Consider the following 15,014-nt stretch of genomic DNA (forward strand, 5'->3'; position numbering starts at 1 on the left):
GGCTTAGAACGAGAAGCGGGGGGCGGTGGCAAAGCCTTGCAGGCGCGGTGCCACGATGTCCCAGGGCGACTTCGTCGTGATCTGGCTGCCCTGCTTGGTCACCACGGTGAATTGCATCACGGGCTGGGTGCCAACGATGGCGCCCAGGCGGCCGCCGTCCTTGAGGTGGGGCAGCAGGTTGGCGGGCAGGACCTCGACCGAGCCGCTGAGCAAGATCACATCGAAAGGACCTTCGGGCAGGGTGTCCTTGGAGCCGTCGGCCACGCGCACGCTGACGTTGGCGCAGCCAGCGTCGGTCAGGTTCTCGCGAGCCATTTCCGCCAGCTCGGGGTGGATTTCCAGGGTCAGCACGTCCTTGGCCAGGCGCGACAGCAGGGCCGCGCTGAAGCCCGAGCCGGTACCGATTTCCAGCACGCGCTCATGGGGCTGGATGTCCAGATCGTTGATCATGCGCGCTTCCACGCGGGGCTGGAACATGCACAGGCCCTGGGCGATGGCATCGGCATCGTCGGTCAGGGGCACTTCCACGTCCATGAAGGCCAGGCTGTAGTGTGCGGGGGGCGTGAAATCTTCACGGCGCACGGTGTAGAGCGCTTCCAGCAGGCGCTCGCCGCTCACATTCCAGGGGCGCACTTGTTGCTGCACCATGTTGTAACGGGCGTTTTCGGTGGCGTCGTTGCGATCTAGCAGGCTGTTCAGGGGCAAATTCATTGTGGTCTCCTCCGCTGGGGATGGCTTGTCTGAAACAAACTCACGATTCTACGAGGGTGGGGATGCTTTGGCAGCGTGATCGGGCTCACGCCCCTTCCAAAGCTTGCGCAGCCATTGCTGAAAATCATCCAGATAGCAGTACACGACCGGCACCACCACCAGCGTCAGCAGGGAGGAGGTGATGACACCGCCAATCACGGCTTGGCCCATGGGGGCACGCTGCTCCGATCCTTCGGTGACGGCAAAGGCCAGCGGCACCATGCCAAACACCATCGCCAGTGTGGTCATCAGGATCGGGCGCAGGCGCACCTTGGCCGCCATCAGCAGGGCCTGTTCGCGCGGCAGGCCGGGGTGCAGTTGGCCGTGTTCGTCCGTGTGTTCGCCCTGGGCACGGATGGCAAAGTCCACCAGCAAGATGGCGTTCTTCGTGACCAGGCCCATCAACATCACGATGCCGATGATGGAGAACATGCTGATGGCGGAGTTGAACATCATGAGCGCCAGCACCACGCCGATCAGGGTCAGGGGCAGCGCGGTCATCAGTGCCAGCGGCTGGATGAAGCTCTTGAACTGGCTGGCCAGGATCATGTAGATGAAGATGATGGCCAGGGCCAGGGCCGACACGGCATAAGCGAATGATTCATTCATGTTCTTGGTGGAGCCGCCAAACTCCCAGCGGTAGCCAGGCGGCAGCTGCATCTGTTGCAGCACCCGGGTGATGTCGGCCGAGACCTCCCCCACCGAGCGAAGCGCCACATTGGCCGTGAACTGGACCTCGCGCGTCAGGGCCCGGCGGTTGATCTGGCTGGGACTGTGCGCTTCCACCACCTGGGCCACCTGGTTGAGCTGGACCACGCGAGGGTTGCCGTCCGGCCCCGTCACGCTGAATGGCAGGTGCAGCAGGTCGGCCGGCTGGGTGCGGGCTTCCGGCGCCAGGCGCACCTTGACGTCGTAGGTCTGGTCATCGCTGGCCCGCCAGTTGCCCACCTTGTCGCCGGCCACCAGGGTGCGCAGGTTGCCGGCCACACTGGCCACGGACAGGCCCAGGTCGGCCGCCGCGTCGCGGCGCACCTCTACATTGACCACGGGCTTGGGGGCCTGCAGGCTGGTGTCCAGGTCCACCAGCCCCGGAATGCGCAGCAGCTGGGCCTGCACCTGCTGGTTCAGGCGGCCCAGCTCTCCCAGATCCGGGCCCATGATGGAAAACTCGATCTGTTTTTGCCCGCCGACCGGCTCCAGCAGCCCCACGTGGTGACGGTGATGCCCGGCACGCTGCGCAGGGCGTTGCGCAGCACCAGCGACATCTCTTCCAGGCTGCGCGTGCGGTGCTTGCGGTCCACCAGGCGCACGAAGATGCTGGCGGAATGCTTGCCTTCGGCATTGCCGGTGTTGATGGTGGTCAGGGTGTAGTCCACCTCGGGCATGGCGCGCAGCAGGGCTTCGACCTGCCGGGCCTTGGCTTCCGTGGTTTCGATGGACGCGCCCTGCGGGGTCTTGAACTTGACCTGGGTCTCAGAAAAGTCGGCGCTGGGCACAAATTCGGAGCCCAGCAGCGGCAGCATCAGCACGCTGGCCACAAAGATGCCCACGGCGGTCAGCACGGTGGCCAGCTTGTGCAGCAGGGCCCAGCCCAGCAGACGCTGGTACAGGGCCGAGATGTCGGCGCTGGCGTGGTCGAAGGCCTGGGTGACCCGCCCCAGCGTGCGATCGTAGAGGGACCGTCGGGTGCTGACGGGTTGCCCAGGGGCATGGATGCTGGGGTCGTGCCACACGCTGGAGAGCATGGGGTCCAGCGTGAAGCTGACGAACATGGAAATCAGCACCGCCGCCACGATGGTGATGCCGAATTCGTGGAAGAACTTGCCGATGATGCCGCCCATGAAGCCGATGGGCAGGAACACCGCGACGATGGACAAGGTGGTGGCCAGCACCGCCAGGCCGATTTCCTGCGTGCCGTCCATGGCTGCGTCGTACGGACGCTTGCCCATCTGCACATGGCGCACGATGTTCTCGCGCACCACGATGGCATCGTCGATCAGCAGCCCCACGCACAGGGACAGCGCCATCAAGGTCACCATGTTGATCGAGAAGCCGAACATGTACATGAACCAGAAGGTGCCGATCAGCGCAATCGGCAGCGTCAGGCCGGTGATGATGGTGGAGCGCCAGGAGTTCAGGAACAGAAAGACGATCAGCACGGTCAGCACGGCACCCTCGACCAGGGTCTGACGCACGTTGTCCACGGCCACCTGGATCGGGCGGGCGGCATCGGCAATCGGCTCCAGGGCAATGCCGGTGGGCAGCTCGGCCCCGAGGCTCTGGATGGCCTGGTTCAGCCCGCGGACCACGTCGATCGTGTTTTCGTCCTGGGCTTTCTGCACGGACAGCAGCAGCGTGCGCTGTCCGTTGTACAGGGCCAGGTTCTCCACTTCGGGGGCGCCGTCCTGGATGCGCGCCAGCTGGCCCAGGCGCACGGGCGCGCCGGCGCGCTGTGCCACGACGATGTCGGCAAATTGTGCGGGGCGCGCAATGCGGGCCTGGATCTGTACCACCCGTTCCTGCTGCAGCGAACGGATGCTGCCCACCGGCAGGTCCTGGTTTTCGCTGCGCACCGCCTGCACCACCTGGGCCGGGCTGATGCCGTAGGCCTGCAGGGCCGCAGGATCCAGGTAGATGTTGATTTCGCGCGGGGTGCCGCCCACCAGGTTCACCGCGCCCACGCCGCGCACGTTTTCCAGGCGCTTTTTCAGCACCTGGTCAGCCCAGGTGGTCAGTTGGATGGGCGACAGGGGCTGGGCGCCGTCGGCCGGGCGCGGCAGCACCGCGACGGACCAGATGGGGGCATTGGCCGGGTCAAAGCGCAGCACCCAGGGTTCTTCGACCTCGTCGCGCAGCAGCGGGCGCACGGTGGCCACCTTCTCGCGCACGTCGTCGGCGGCCTTGCGGCCATCGATGTGCAGCTGGAACTCGATGATGATCAGTGCCTTGCCCTCGTAGCTGCGCGAGGTCAGGGCGTTGATGCCTGCAATCGAGTTGATGGCCTCTTCCAGCGGCTTGGTGACTTCGCTCTCGACCACCTCGGGCGAGGCGCCGGGGTAGGCCACGGACACCACCACCACCGGGAAATCCACATTAGGGAACTGGTCAATGGCCAGACGCTGGTAGGAAAACAGCCCCAGCACCACGAACGCCAGCATGACCATGGTGGCCATGACAGGGTTGCGCAGACTGACCTTGGTGAACCACATGGGGCGGGATCTTCCTGGGGTTGGTCAGTGCGCGGCGGCGGCCGCGGCCGCGGCAGTGGAGGGATGCTGGGCCTCCAGCTGCACCGATGTTCCTGCAGGGATACCGCCCACACGTCCGCCGAGCACGATGGTGCCCTCGGGCAGGCCTTCCACGGCCACCCAGGGTCGGGCGATGTCCACGCTCTGCACGCCCAGGACGACGGGCGTGTGCTGCACCTGGCCCTGGGCCACGGAGTGCACATAGGGCAGGGGCTGGTCGGTGCGGACGGCGTCCAGGGGCACGGCCAGGGCCTGGTGCTGGCCAGTCTGGATGAAACCTTCCACATACATGCCGGGCCGCAGGTTCAGGTCGCTGCGCGGCTGCAAGCGCAGGTACACCGGCACCGTGCGGCTGCCGGCCGCGGCACTGGGGTTGATGCGCACCACCTGGGCCTGCAGTGGCTGGGGCATGGCCGCCGAATGGCCACTCAGCTGCAGCCGGGCTGTCTGGCCGACCTGCACCTGGGCCGTGTCGTTCGCGGCCACCTGGGCCTGCAACTCCAGCGCCGCCAGGTTGACCACCTCGACCACGGCGGCCTCGACATTCACGCGTTCGCCGTTCTGCACCATGCGCTGTGCGATTTGACCGGCGATCGGGCTGCGCAGCACGGTGTCGTCCAGGTTCTTGCGGGCGCCGTCCTGGGCGGCGCGCGCAGCCGCATGGCTGGCCTGTGCGGCCTGCAGGTTGGCCAGGGAGGTGGTCAGCGCCGTATCGGAGATGAAACCGCGCGCGACCAGGGCGCGGTTGTTGTCGTATTGGCGCTGCGCAATCGCCAACTGGGCCTGGGCGGCGTCGGCCTGCAGTTTGGCCTGGCGAAAGCGGGCCTCCGACTCGGTCGCGTCCACGCGGGCGATGACCTGGTCTTGTACGACCGCATCACCCTCGCGCACGTGCAATTCGCGCAGTTCCCCCGGCACACGCGCCTTGACCACGGCGCGGTCCACAGCGGCCAGGCTGCCGGTGATGGGCACCCCCACGGTCAGCGTGCGGGTCTGGACCTGCAGCCATTCCTGGGCCGGGATGGCCAGGATGGCCGGCGCTTGCTGGGTGCTGGCCTGCAGGGCGGCCTGCCGCGCCTGGCGTTGTTCCAGGGCGCGCCACATGCCCCAGACGGTGGCCAGCACCGCGCACAGGGCCAGCAGCCACCACCACCGGGCGCGGCGCGTGAAGGCTGCGGTGGTGGTGTGCGGCTCAGACATCGGGCGCCGTGGCGGACAGGCCACGCAGCAGGTTGTCGACATGCGTCTGGAAATACAGCGGGGCACTCACGCCCAGGGACTGCGGGTAGAGCATGCCGATCGAATGGCGCCAGTGGATGTAGGCGAACATGGGGGTGGTGATCAGGTGGATGGCGGCGTCCAGGTCGAGGGGGCGCAGCTCGCCGCGCGCCACGCCGCGCTCCAGGATGCGGCGCACCAGGGCGTTGCCGGGTTCCACCACCTCCTCGAGGTAGAAACTGGCCAGTTCCGGGAAATTGCAGCACTCGCTGGCCATCAGCTTGCAGATGCCCCCAGCATAGGTGTCGCCGATGCGCTCCTGCCAGACCTGGAAGGCGTAGCGCACCAGCTCGGGGGTGGTGCCGGCAAAGGCTTCTAGCTCGGCCTGCCATTCGGCAAAGCGCCCGGCGATGTTCTCGCGCACCACGGCCTTGAGCAGGGCCTGCTTGCTGGGGTAGTACAGAAAAACGGCGATGTTCTCGCGCACCACGGCCTTGAGCAGGGCCTGCTTGCTGGGGTAGTACAGAAAAAGGGTGCCCTTGGACACCTGGGCCAGCGCCGCGACTTCCTCCACCTTGGTGGCGGCATAGCCTTTTTCGACAAACAGGCGCGTGGCGGCCTCCAGCAACTCGGCCGGGCGGGCCTCCTTGCGGCGGCTGCGGCCGCGCGCGGAAGGGGTGCTGGAGGAGGGGTGGTCGGTCACGGTTGGACTTTCGTGGTCAATGACCCATGGGTCAGTAGCAGACTATAGAAAGCCGTGCCACCAGCGTCAAGCCCGGTGAAGACCTGCACTGTCCTACAGGCCTGCACCGGGCCCCGGGTTTTCTGCGACCGGCCACTGGGTGTAAAAATGCAGCATGCAAGAAACGATTTATTTCGGCGGCGGGTGCTTCTGGTGCACGGAGGCGGTGTTCGACCGTGTTCACGGCGTGCTGGACGTTGAAAGCGGCTACGCCAACGGCCATGTGCCCCATCCTAGCTACGAACAGGTGTGCGAAGGCACGACGGGCCATGCCGAAGTGCTGAAGCTGGTGTTTGACCCCGCCCAGATCGGGCTGGACCTGCTGCTGGAGATTTTCTTCGGCACGCACGACCCGACCACGCCCAATCGCCAGGGCAACGATGTGGGCACGCAGTACCGCAGCGCCATCTACACCACCAGTGAGGCCCAGCTGCAGGTGGCGCGCGATTTTGTGGACATGCTGAACCAGCGCCTGCTGTTCGGCGTGCCTGTGGTCACCGAGGTGCAGCCGCTGGACAACTACTGGCCGGCCGAGGCCTACCACCAGGATTACTTTGCGCGCAACCCGCACCAGGGCTATTGCGCCTATGTGGTCGGCCCCAAGGTACAGAAGTTTCTGCAGACTTTTGCCCAGTACGCCAAGCGCTGATTGCGCTGAAAGCTATTGTTTTTGAAGAGGTGGATTGCAGGCATAATGCAACCGAGTTGCGTTAACTGTCTGGCATGCCCACTTCCCATCCCGCCCTTGCACCCTTGACCCTGCCGGCCGGCCTGCGCGCCACGCGCGCCGTGCAGGCTTTGCTGTCGCTGCTGCCTGACCAGCCGACACAGGGCTGGACGGAAGGGGCTGTGGAGGCCGCCCTGCACCAGCAGGGCGTGGCCGTGAACCGCGTGACGGTCTACCGCGCGCTGGACCGTTTTTGCGCGGCCGGCCTGTTGCAGCGCAGCGTCGATGGCCAGCGTGTCACGCGCTATTGGCTGGCAGCCCCTGTGGCGCACGACCATGCCGCCCCGCACATGGAATGCAGTGGCTGCCACCAGCCGTTCCAGCTGGGCGAGGGCAGTGCCGCCGTCCAGGCCGCGCTGCAGGCGCTGCGCCAGGCCCTGGCGCACAGCGGTGTGCGCAACCCCACGCTGGATGTGGCCGTGCAGGGCGAATGCGCCCAGTGCGCCGCCGAGACCAGCCCCCCGGTTTCTTCACCACCCTCAGGGAACTCTCCATGAAAACTTTGATTGCCACCGTGGCCGCAGCCTGCCTGCTGGCCAGCCCCGTCTGGGCGCACGAACACGCGCCTGCGGGCAAGGCCCAGCCTGCGCCGGCCCACAGCCATACGGCGCCAGCACCCCAACTGGACGCCCACACCCAGGAGGACATCGAACGCCACCGCGGCATGGCCCGTGCGCACGAGCAGGCCGCCCAGTGCCTGGCCAGCGGCAGCAAGTACGACGACTGCCAAAAGCAGCTGCAGACCGCCTGCAAGGGCCTGGCCCTGGGCAAGAACTGCGGCATGCGCCACGCCCACTAAGCCCGAACGACCGCACGAATGTTGGTGAAATTTCGCATGCAACGCCTGCTCGCGCCCTGGATGGCGTGGTGGCTGGCCCTGGCCGTGGTGCTGGCACCGGCCCTGGGACGCATGCACGAGGTGCTGCACGCACCGCTTCTGCCTGAGCGCCACGCGCCGCAGGCTGTCCCGCACGCCCACCAGCACGCCCACGGGGTGGCGGCCTGGTTTGGGGAACATACCCAGGCCGAATGTCTGGTGCTGGACCAACTGGGACATGGCGCCGCCAGTCCCGCGCCCCTGGTGCTGGCCAGCCAAAGCCTGCCCGCCCACCCTCCGGCCTGGACCAGCACGGCCCACCTGCTGCCCGCGCCGCGCACCGTCTTCCTGGCCCGCGCTCCGCCGGCCGGCCCCCTGGCCTGACACGGCCACCGCTCTCTTCGTTTCGACCGAATCGCCTAGACCACCGCCGGTGTGCCCGCCGCTGCGCACGCGCGCTGCTTGGCAGCTGCCCATCGCGCAGGCTTGGCACGTCCGACGGCGTCAGTCGATTCAAAAAACAGAGCTGCCAGCGCTGATTGCATCAGCGTAGACAGCTGATTTGACTCCCATTTATTTAAAAGCACAGCTGCGGCTTGTCCGTGGGCCGGGTGCTGCGTGCTGCCGGGTGGCCGATGAGGGACCGGGCGGCAGCGCCTGCCTGCGTCTGTGCCTGTGACCGACCATGAAACCTCTGAATCCTTTGCCCGCCGCCCGCTCGGCGCTGCGTGCCCCCCGCCAGTTCCTGCGCCACCACCCGGTGGCCCTGGCCATCACCCTGTCCGCCGGCCCGCTGTCGTTGGCCCAGGCCCAGACCACCGACGCGCCCGAGGCGCAACTGCCCGGCATCACCGTGACCGCCACCGGCCTGGGCCTGAGCGCCCAGGACATGGCGGCGCCCATCAGCGTGCTGGAGGGCCAGGCCTGGCAACTGCGCCGCGCCGCCACGCTGGGCGACAGCCTGACGGGGGAGCCCGGCATCCACGCCACGCACTTTGGCGCCGGGGCCAGCCGCCCCATCATCCGCGGCATGGATGGCCCGCGCGTGGGGGTGCTGGCCAATGGCATGGAGCTGCACGATGCCTCCACCATCAGCCCGGACCACGCCGTGGTCACGGAAACCCTGCTGGCCGAGCGCGTGGAAATCCTGCGCGGCCCGGCTGCCCTGGTGCACGGCGGTGCCGTGGGCGGGGTGGTCAACGTGGTGGACAGCAAGGTGCCCACTGCCTTGCCGGCCAACGGCCTGGAAGGCAGTGCCGAAGTGCAGTGGGGCAGCAGTGCGCGCGAAAAAAGTGGCGCCGTGGGCCTGAGTGCCGGCACCGGCCCCCTGGTGCTGCGCGTGGAGGCCGCCACCCGCGACGCGGGCGACTACCGCGCCGGCCGCGGCTGGCGCAATGAGGAGGGCGGGCGCCGCGTGACCGGCAGCGACAGCCAGAGCAGCACGGGCACCGTCGGCCTGTCCTGGGTGGGCACCGATGCCTACCTGGGCGCGGCCTACACCAAGCAGGCGGCGCAGTACGGCCTGCCGGGCCATGTCCACAGCGATTGCCACCCGCACGGCGACCACCTGCACTGCGGCGGCCATGGACACGGTCATGCCCACGATGAGCACGAGGAGGTGCCGGTGGTCGACCTGCACAGCTACCGCTGGGATCTGCGTGGCGAATGGCGCAACCTGGCGCCGGGGGTGGAGGCCGTGCGCCTCAAGGGCAGCCACACGCGCTATGCCCACGACGAGCTGGAAGACGGCGTGGCCGCCACCCAGTTCCGCAACCGCGCCCACGACCTGCGGCTGGAGGTGCAGCACGCGCCGATTGCCGGCTGGCGCGGCGTGGTGGGGCTGAGCAACGGCCAGCGCAGCTTCAGCGCCGACGGCGAGGAGGCCTATGTGCAGCCCACGCGCACGCACAAGCTGGGGCTGTTCCTGCTGGAGGAATACCAGATCGGCGCCTGGAGCTGGCAGGCCGCGCTGCGCCACGACCGCCAGACGGTGCGGGCCCAGGACGATGCGGTGGAACGCTCGCACCAGGGCCTGTCGGCCTCGCTGGGCACGGTCTGGCGCTTTGCCACGGGCTGGCAGGCCAGCGCCTCGTTCAGCCGTGCGCAGCGCATGCCCACGGCCGAAGAGTTGTTTGCCAACGGCCCGCACCTGGCCACCAACAGCTGGGAAGTCGGCAACGCCCAGCTGGGCCGCGAAACCAGCCAAGCCTGGGATTTTGGCCTGCGTAAAACCCGTGGGGACACCACGTGGAGTGCGAACGCCTTCCACCACCGGGTGCAGGGCTACATCTATGGCCGCACCGTGGATGCGCACGACGGCTTCCAGCTGCAGCACTACACCCAGGCCGACGCCCGCTTCACCGGCGTGGAAGGCCAGGTGCGCCAGCGCATCAACCGCTTTGTCGGCGTGGGCGTGTTCGGCGACCTAGTGCGTGCGCGCCTGGCCGAAGGCGGCCACCTGCCGCGCATCCCGGCTGCCCGCCTGGGCGTGCGCGTGGACGCCAGCTGGCGCGGCTGGGAAGGCCTGGCCGAGTGGGTGCAGGTGGCCCGCCAGGACCGCACCACGGCCTATGAAACCGCCACCGGCGGCTACGGCATGCTGAACCTGATGGCCAGCTACCGCTTCAGCGGCAGCCCGCTGGAGCTGACGCTGAAGGCCGAGAACCTGACCGACCGCCTGGGCTACGCCCACACCTCGGCCATCAAGCAGGCGGCGCCGCTCAAGGGACGCAACCTGAGCGTGGGACTGCGCATGGTGTTCTGACGCGCAGGCGTCCCGGGTGTGCGCTGCCAGCCCCGCGGTAGCGCATATGATCCCTGGCACCGCACGGCGCATCGGCCACAAGCTGGGTGCGCCGTGCCTGCAAGCCGCGACGGGCAGGGGGCCGTGGTCGGGCTGCCGCTTTCTCGAGATTGGTATTGATTGTGGATACGCCTGCGTTGACGGCCTTGCTGCCGGTGGTCTTGTTGATTGTTCTGGGGTTCATCACCGCCAAGCTGGACTGGGTGCGGCCCGCCGCGGTCAAGGACCTGACGAACCTGGTGTTCTACATCCTCACGCCCGCGCTGTTGTTTCGCACCATGGCGAGCGTGAAGCTGGGCGAGCTGGATTTCAGCCCCATCCTGGTCTATTTCCTGGCGGTCGGCCTGGTGTTTGTCGGGACCATGCTGGTCTTTGGCTTCAACACCCTGGCCGCCGCGCGCGCCCTGGCGCACACCTTCAGCAACAACGTGATGATCGGCATCCCGCTGGTCGGCCTGGTCTACGGCCAGGAAGGCCTGGTCACGCTGCTGACGCTGATCTCCGTGCACGCCCTGGTGCTGCTGGGCAGCGGCACCGTGGTGTTCGAGCTGGCCCAGGCCCGGCAGTTCAGCAGCGAAGGCCGGCCCCAGGGCCTGGCCCGCACCCTGGGGCAGGCGATCAAGAACAGCGTGATTCACCCGATTCCCCTGCCCATCATTGCCGGCCTGCTGTACGCGCAGACCAGCTGGGGCATCCCCGGCGTGGTCGACAAACCGCTGCAGCTGCTGGGCAGTGCCCTGGGACCGATGGCCTTGCTGCTGGTGGGCATCACCCTGGCCTACAGCAAGCTGGGCAGCATGATCCGCCCGGCGATGCGCATTGCCGTGGTCAAGACCGTGGTTCACCCCATCCTGTTCCTGGTCGTGGCGTGGTTGCTGGGCCTGCGCGGCATCCCCATGGCCGCCATGGCCCTGGCGGCCGGCCTGCCGGTGGGCGCCAATGTCTACATCTTCAGCCAGCGCTATGGCGTGGCCCAGGAAGAGGTGACGGCCTGCATTGCGCTGTCGACCGGCTTGTCGCTCTTCACTCTGCCCGTGGTGCTGCTGGTGCTGGAGCGGCTGCGCTGAATGCATGGCAGGCCGCCGTGCGGCCAGGCGGCGGGCGTGGCGAGCGAACGCAGAGCCACCACGCTGCAAGGCCTGCGACCCCGTGTCGATGGGGCAGTGGTCGTATAAAAGTGAGCTGCTGGCGCGCGCCAGCATTGACTATTGGAAGGTTTTATCCTTCAAAGGCAATATTGGCCTGCGCAAGCCGCTCTTGTTTTGGATGAAGCGGCCGCGCGCTCAGGGCGCCAGCCGCTCGCGCAGCCACTGGCCATCGTGCAGTGCATAGCGCAGGCGATCATGCAAGCGGCTCTTGCGGCCCTGCCAGAATTCCCAGCGGTCCGGCACCAGGCGGAAGCCGCCCCAGTGCGGTGGGCGGGGCGGGTTCAGCAGGAATTGCGCGCCGTATTTGGCGGCGTTCGCCAACAGCACGCTGCGGCCGCTGATGACCTGGCTTTGCGGACTGGCCCAGGCGCCGATGCGCGAGTCGAGTGGACGGCTGTGGAAGTAGGCATCGCTTTCCTCGGCGCTGACGCGTTCGACACGGCCCTCGATGCGCACCACGCGCTCTAATTCCACCCAGTGGAACTGCAGCGCCGCAAACGGGTTGCCCCCCAGCTCCTGGCCCTTGCGGCTGCCGTAGTTGGTGTACCAGACGATGCCACGCTCGTCATACCCCTTGATCAGCACCACGCGCGTGCTGGGGCGCAGGTCGCTGCCCACCGTGGCCACCGTCATGGCGTTGGGCTCGTTCATCTGGGCATTCACGGCTTCTTGCAGCCATTGGTCAAACTGCTGCAGCGGGGCCGCGTGCGACGCGTCCTCGTTGAGTTCGGCGCGCTCGTAACTTTTGCGCAAATCGGCAATGTGGGCGGAAATTTGGCTCATGGGCCCGATTGTGCACCCACCGTTTGTCACCGCCGATGCTGCGCGATGCCCGTTTTTTTGATTTCGCGCAGCGTAAATAGATGCTGCCAACGTTAGAAAATGTTAAAAACAGCCGCTTGACCGCTGAGAACAACAACGTTGAGGAGCCTCCATGCCACCCGTGCCGCACACCCATCCCCCCCTGCTGACCCTGGTGTTCTCGGCGGCCGTGATGGCATTGACCGTGTCCTACGCCGTCGAAGCCAGCTCTTCCGACGCCGCCAGCGTGGAGCAGGGCGCGGGCAAGGCGCCGTACGAGCCCCCCACGCTGGCCGCTTCAGCGGTGGTGCTCAACAAGGTGGCGGCCTACCGGGTGGACCAGGGCGTGGTGAAGTTCTTCTTCGCATCTGGCAAGTCCCAGCTGGTGCAAGGGGCCGACCAGGCCCTGCAAGACATCGTGGCCGCAGTGCAGACCGGCCGGCGCGTGCAGATTTCAGGTTTTCACGATGCCACGGGGGATGCGCCCTCGAATGCGGAGCTGGCCAAGCAGCGCGCCCTGGCGGTGCAAAAGAAGCTGCTCGAACTGGGTGTGCCCGCTGCCAGCATCCTGCTGCAAAAGCCTGCTGTCACCGTCATCCTCGGCAGCTATGCCGAGGCACGCCGGGTGGAAGTGACTTTGATCGAATGAGGCCGCCTGAGCGCTGCCACCATGCCCAAAGCTCCAGGCCATGTGTCCGAGGCTTTTTGCATGGTGGACAGCCAGGGCGTTGACCAGAAGGGGGGCGCAAATATCGTGCTGTGCGCTGAGCCGCATCGTGCACAGCATCCCTACTGACTTGACCAGCCCAGCGCCAGAACATCCTTTTGACGTGGCCCAAGCTGCCGCCACCGGGCGTGCTTGGGCGCCGCCAGCTATGGCGGGCCTGGGCGCCGCGGTGCGCAGAGTTGGATGTGCCCGCGGCGATGCGGGGCTCGGCGTGCGGCCTGTACGGCGCCTTATGGCCCCATCCTGAGACCTCACCCTTGCGCGCAGAAGGGCTTACTTTTGCACACATAGAATCCAAAAAATTGATGGGCATACATGCTCAGGTTGGACGGATGAGCGTATGCACCAAATCTTGGGTGCTGCCGGCCTTGTCGCGCTGGTGGCTGTCTTTACCGTGCACGGCTATGAGGGACGACGCATAGGGCAGGTGCTGCTGCTGTTTGCGCCGGCTGTTCTGGGCTTGCTATGGCCTGTACGGAGCACGCTATGGCGTCGACTGCGCCAAGCGCTGGCCTGGGTTTGGACCCTCATCTTCCTGGTGGATGGGGCCGTGCGAGGGCTGTTGGCGGATCTGTACGGTGCCGCGCCCGACAGTTCACTGGTGCTGGGCGCCATTGCCAACAGCAACCCGCGCGAGTCGGGCGAATACCTGCATGCCGTCTGGCGCAGTGTGCTGGTCTGGGTGTTGGCCCTTATCGGCAGTGGTGCTGCTGCATGGTGGCTGGTCCGGTGGGCAGGACTGGCCAGCAGCGCACGATGGCCAAAATCGGTGGTGATGGCTTTGTGCGTGGCGCTGTTGCTGGTCAGCCTTGGCTATGCCAGCAAGCCATGGCGACGCCACCACCCTATCGCTTTCTGGACGCAGTGGATGTTTTCCATCCAGCAGCTGCAACAGGGCCTGGCCAATCAGCAAGCGAGGCGAGAGGCTGCGCTGGCACGTGCCCATGCACTGGCGCCCACAGTGCAAGTGGCCGGCCATTCCACCGTCGTGCTGGTGATTGCGGACAGCATCAACCGCGACAACATGTCCATTTATGGCTACAAGCGCGCGACCACCCCGCATCTGGCCAGTCAACTGCGTGGGCTGGACGGAGAAATGCTCATGCTGCGCAATGCGTGGTCGGTGGATGCCAGCACGCTGCCGGCGTTGGGCAATATCTTTGGTTTTGGGCAGCCCGATGCGCAGGATGCGCAGCACTTGCTGGCGGTGGCCCGCGCGGCAGGCTACAAGGTCTGGTGGATTAGCAACCACGATGACCTGGGCATAGAGCAGCAGCATGCACGTGTTGCCGATATTCAGGATTTCGCGAATCGACAGCCGGGGCGTACCAGCAGCTCCTTGGACGGCGAGCTGCTGGATAACCTGCAACGCGCACTGGCCGATGCGACGCCCCAAAAGTTGATCGTGGTCCATCTTTTGGGGGCTCATCCGCACTACCGCTTGCGCTTTCCTGCGGGGCAGAACCCGTTTGACGATGAAAGCGATGCCGTGGATCAGCAACTGCAGACCCAGGGGCGGCCGAGCTGGGTGCGACGGTTCCGCCATGATTACGACGCGGCATTGCTGTATCACGACTTCGTCGTGTCAGAGACGTTGGCGCTGACACGGAATATCCGCTCTGCGGACGGCTATGCCGCCTGGGTCTATATGTCAGACCACGGGCAGGAGGTGGGCCACGGCCGCAATCATGCAGGCCACAGTCCACTCAGCGCTTCAGGCTATCGCATCCCCATGCTGCTATGGAGCAACCAGCCTTCGTGGCAAAAGGACCAGGGCATAGCCACCCGGCCTTTTCGCGCGGACTGGGCCGCCTGGACTTTGGCGAACGTGATGCGCTTGACATGGCCCGGTCAAACCATGTCCAACGATGTGCTGAGTGAGGCATACGTATGGAGCAAGCCCCAGTTGCCCATCGTGGTCGACTCCTTTGAACGTTGACGCCTGCATTGCATGCCCTGTTGGCATGGAGCTTCGGCTGCGGCACGCCAGGCATTCAAAGTCCGATGCCGGATGCACGGCAGCTGTAAATAAA

Annotated in this window: 12 protein-coding genes and 1 pseudogene; 8 read left to right on the top strand and 5 right to left on the bottom strand. The window is 66.5% G+C overall.

Going from position 1 to position 15,014, the window contains the following annotated elements; all coding sequences use genetic code 11:
- Positions 1 to 3: 3 nt before the first annotated feature.
- The 4 genes and pseudogenes from SJH88_RS05260 to SJH88_RS05275 all read right to left on the bottom strand — a co-directional run bounded on the left by SJH88_RS05260 (position 4) and on the right by SJH88_RS05275 (position 5,919).
- Positions 4 to 711 carry a protein-L-isoaspartate O-methyltransferase family protein gene (locus SJH88_RS05260; RefSeq protein WP_274753801.1) on the bottom strand — a complete coding sequence of 236 codons (708 nt, stop codon included), beginning with the start codon at positions 709 to 711 and terminating at the stop codon, positions 4 to 6.
- Positions 712 to 759: 48 nt separating this feature from the next.
- Positions 760 to 3,959: pseudogene (locus SJH88_RS05265) on the bottom strand (efflux RND transporter permease subunit).
- A 24-nt stretch (positions 3,960 to 3,983) separates the two neighbouring features.
- Positions 3,984 to 5,198 carry an efflux RND transporter periplasmic adaptor subunit gene (locus SJH88_RS05270; RefSeq protein ID WP_274753802.1) on the bottom strand — a complete coding sequence of 405 codons (1,215 nt, stop codon included), beginning with the start codon at positions 5,196 to 5,198 and terminating at the stop codon, positions 3,984 to 3,986.
- On the bottom strand, positions 5,191 to 5,919 hold the full coding sequence (locus tag SJH88_RS05275) for a TetR/AcrR family transcriptional regulator (protein ID WP_274753803.1): 729 nt from the start codon (positions 5,917 to 5,919) through the stop codon (positions 5,191 to 5,193). Before SJH88_RS05275 ends, SJH88_RS05270 begins: the two co-directional genes overlap by 8 nt.
- Positions 5,920 to 6,073: 154 nt before the next feature.
- Here SJH88_RS05275 and msrA point away from each other — a divergent pair, with 154 nt between their 5' ends.
- The 6 genes from msrA (at position 6,074) to SJH88_RS05305 (ending at position 11,372) form a co-directional block, all read left to right on the top strand.
- A complete protein-coding gene (gene msrA / locus SJH88_RS05280) occupies positions 6,074 to 6,607 on the top strand; it encodes a peptide-methionine (S)-S-oxide reductase MsrA (protein WP_042419740.1) in 534 nt (177 codons plus the stop codon).
- Between the two features lie 74 nt (positions 6,608 to 6,681).
- Positions 6,682 to 7,182, top strand: coding sequence for a transcriptional repressor (locus SJH88_RS05285; protein ID WP_244983015.1), 501 nt, complete (start codon positions 6,682 to 6,684; stop codon positions 7,180 to 7,182).
- Positions 7,179 to 7,484 (top strand): hypothetical protein, encoded by a 306-nt coding sequence (locus SJH88_RS05290; protein ID WP_210930988.1) that lies wholly within the window; start codon positions 7,179 to 7,181, stop codon positions 7,482 to 7,484. The genes SJH88_RS05285 and SJH88_RS05290 overlap by 4 nt, the downstream gene beginning before the upstream one ends.
- A gap of 36 nt (positions 7,485 to 7,520) precedes the next feature.
- A complete protein-coding gene (locus SJH88_RS05295) occupies positions 7,521 to 7,886 on the top strand; it encodes a hypothetical protein (RefSeq protein ID WP_052662704.1) in 366 nt (121 codons plus the stop codon).
- Between the two features lie 301 nt (positions 7,887 to 8,187).
- A complete protein-coding gene (locus SJH88_RS05300) occupies positions 8,188 to 10,266 on the top strand; it encodes a TonB-dependent receptor (protein ID WP_274753804.1) in 2,079 nt (692 codons plus the stop codon).
- 161 nt (positions 10,267 to 10,427) lie between these two features.
- A complete protein-coding gene (locus SJH88_RS05305; protein ID WP_274753805.1) occupies positions 10,428 to 11,372 on the top strand; it encodes an AEC family transporter in 945 nt (314 codons plus the stop codon).
- Positions 11,373 to 11,588: 216 nt separating this feature from the next.
- Here the strand turns inward: SJH88_RS05305 and pdxH are convergent, their stop codons facing one another.
- A complete protein-coding gene (gene pdxH, locus SJH88_RS05310) occupies positions 11,589 to 12,236 on the bottom strand; it encodes a pyridoxamine 5'-phosphate oxidase (protein ID WP_274753806.1) in 648 nt (215 codons plus the stop codon).
- Between the two features lie 151 nt (positions 12,237 to 12,387).
- Between pdxH and SJH88_RS05315 the strand changes: the two genes are divergently transcribed.
- Together SJH88_RS05315 and SJH88_RS05320 are read left to right on the top strand one after the other, a co-directional pair.
- Positions 12,388 to 12,903 (top strand): OmpA family protein, encoded by a 516-nt coding sequence (locus SJH88_RS05315; protein WP_274753807.1) that lies wholly within the window; start codon positions 12,388 to 12,390, stop codon positions 12,901 to 12,903.
- Positions 12,904 to 13,321: 418 nt separating this feature from the next.
- Positions 13,322 to 14,920: a sulfatase-like hydrolase/transferase gene (locus SJH88_RS05320; RefSeq protein ID WP_274753808.1), complete on the top strand. Its 1,599-nt coding sequence runs from the start codon at positions 13,322 to 13,324 to the stop codon at positions 14,918 to 14,920.
- Positions 14,921 to 15,014: the final 94 nt, after the last annotated feature.

Origin of the sequence: Comamonas sp. GCA5 (assembly GCF_036541385.1) — a bacterium.
GTDB lineage: Bacteria > Pseudomonadota > Gammaproteobacteria > Burkholderiales > Burkholderiaceae_C > Comamonas > Comamonas aquatica.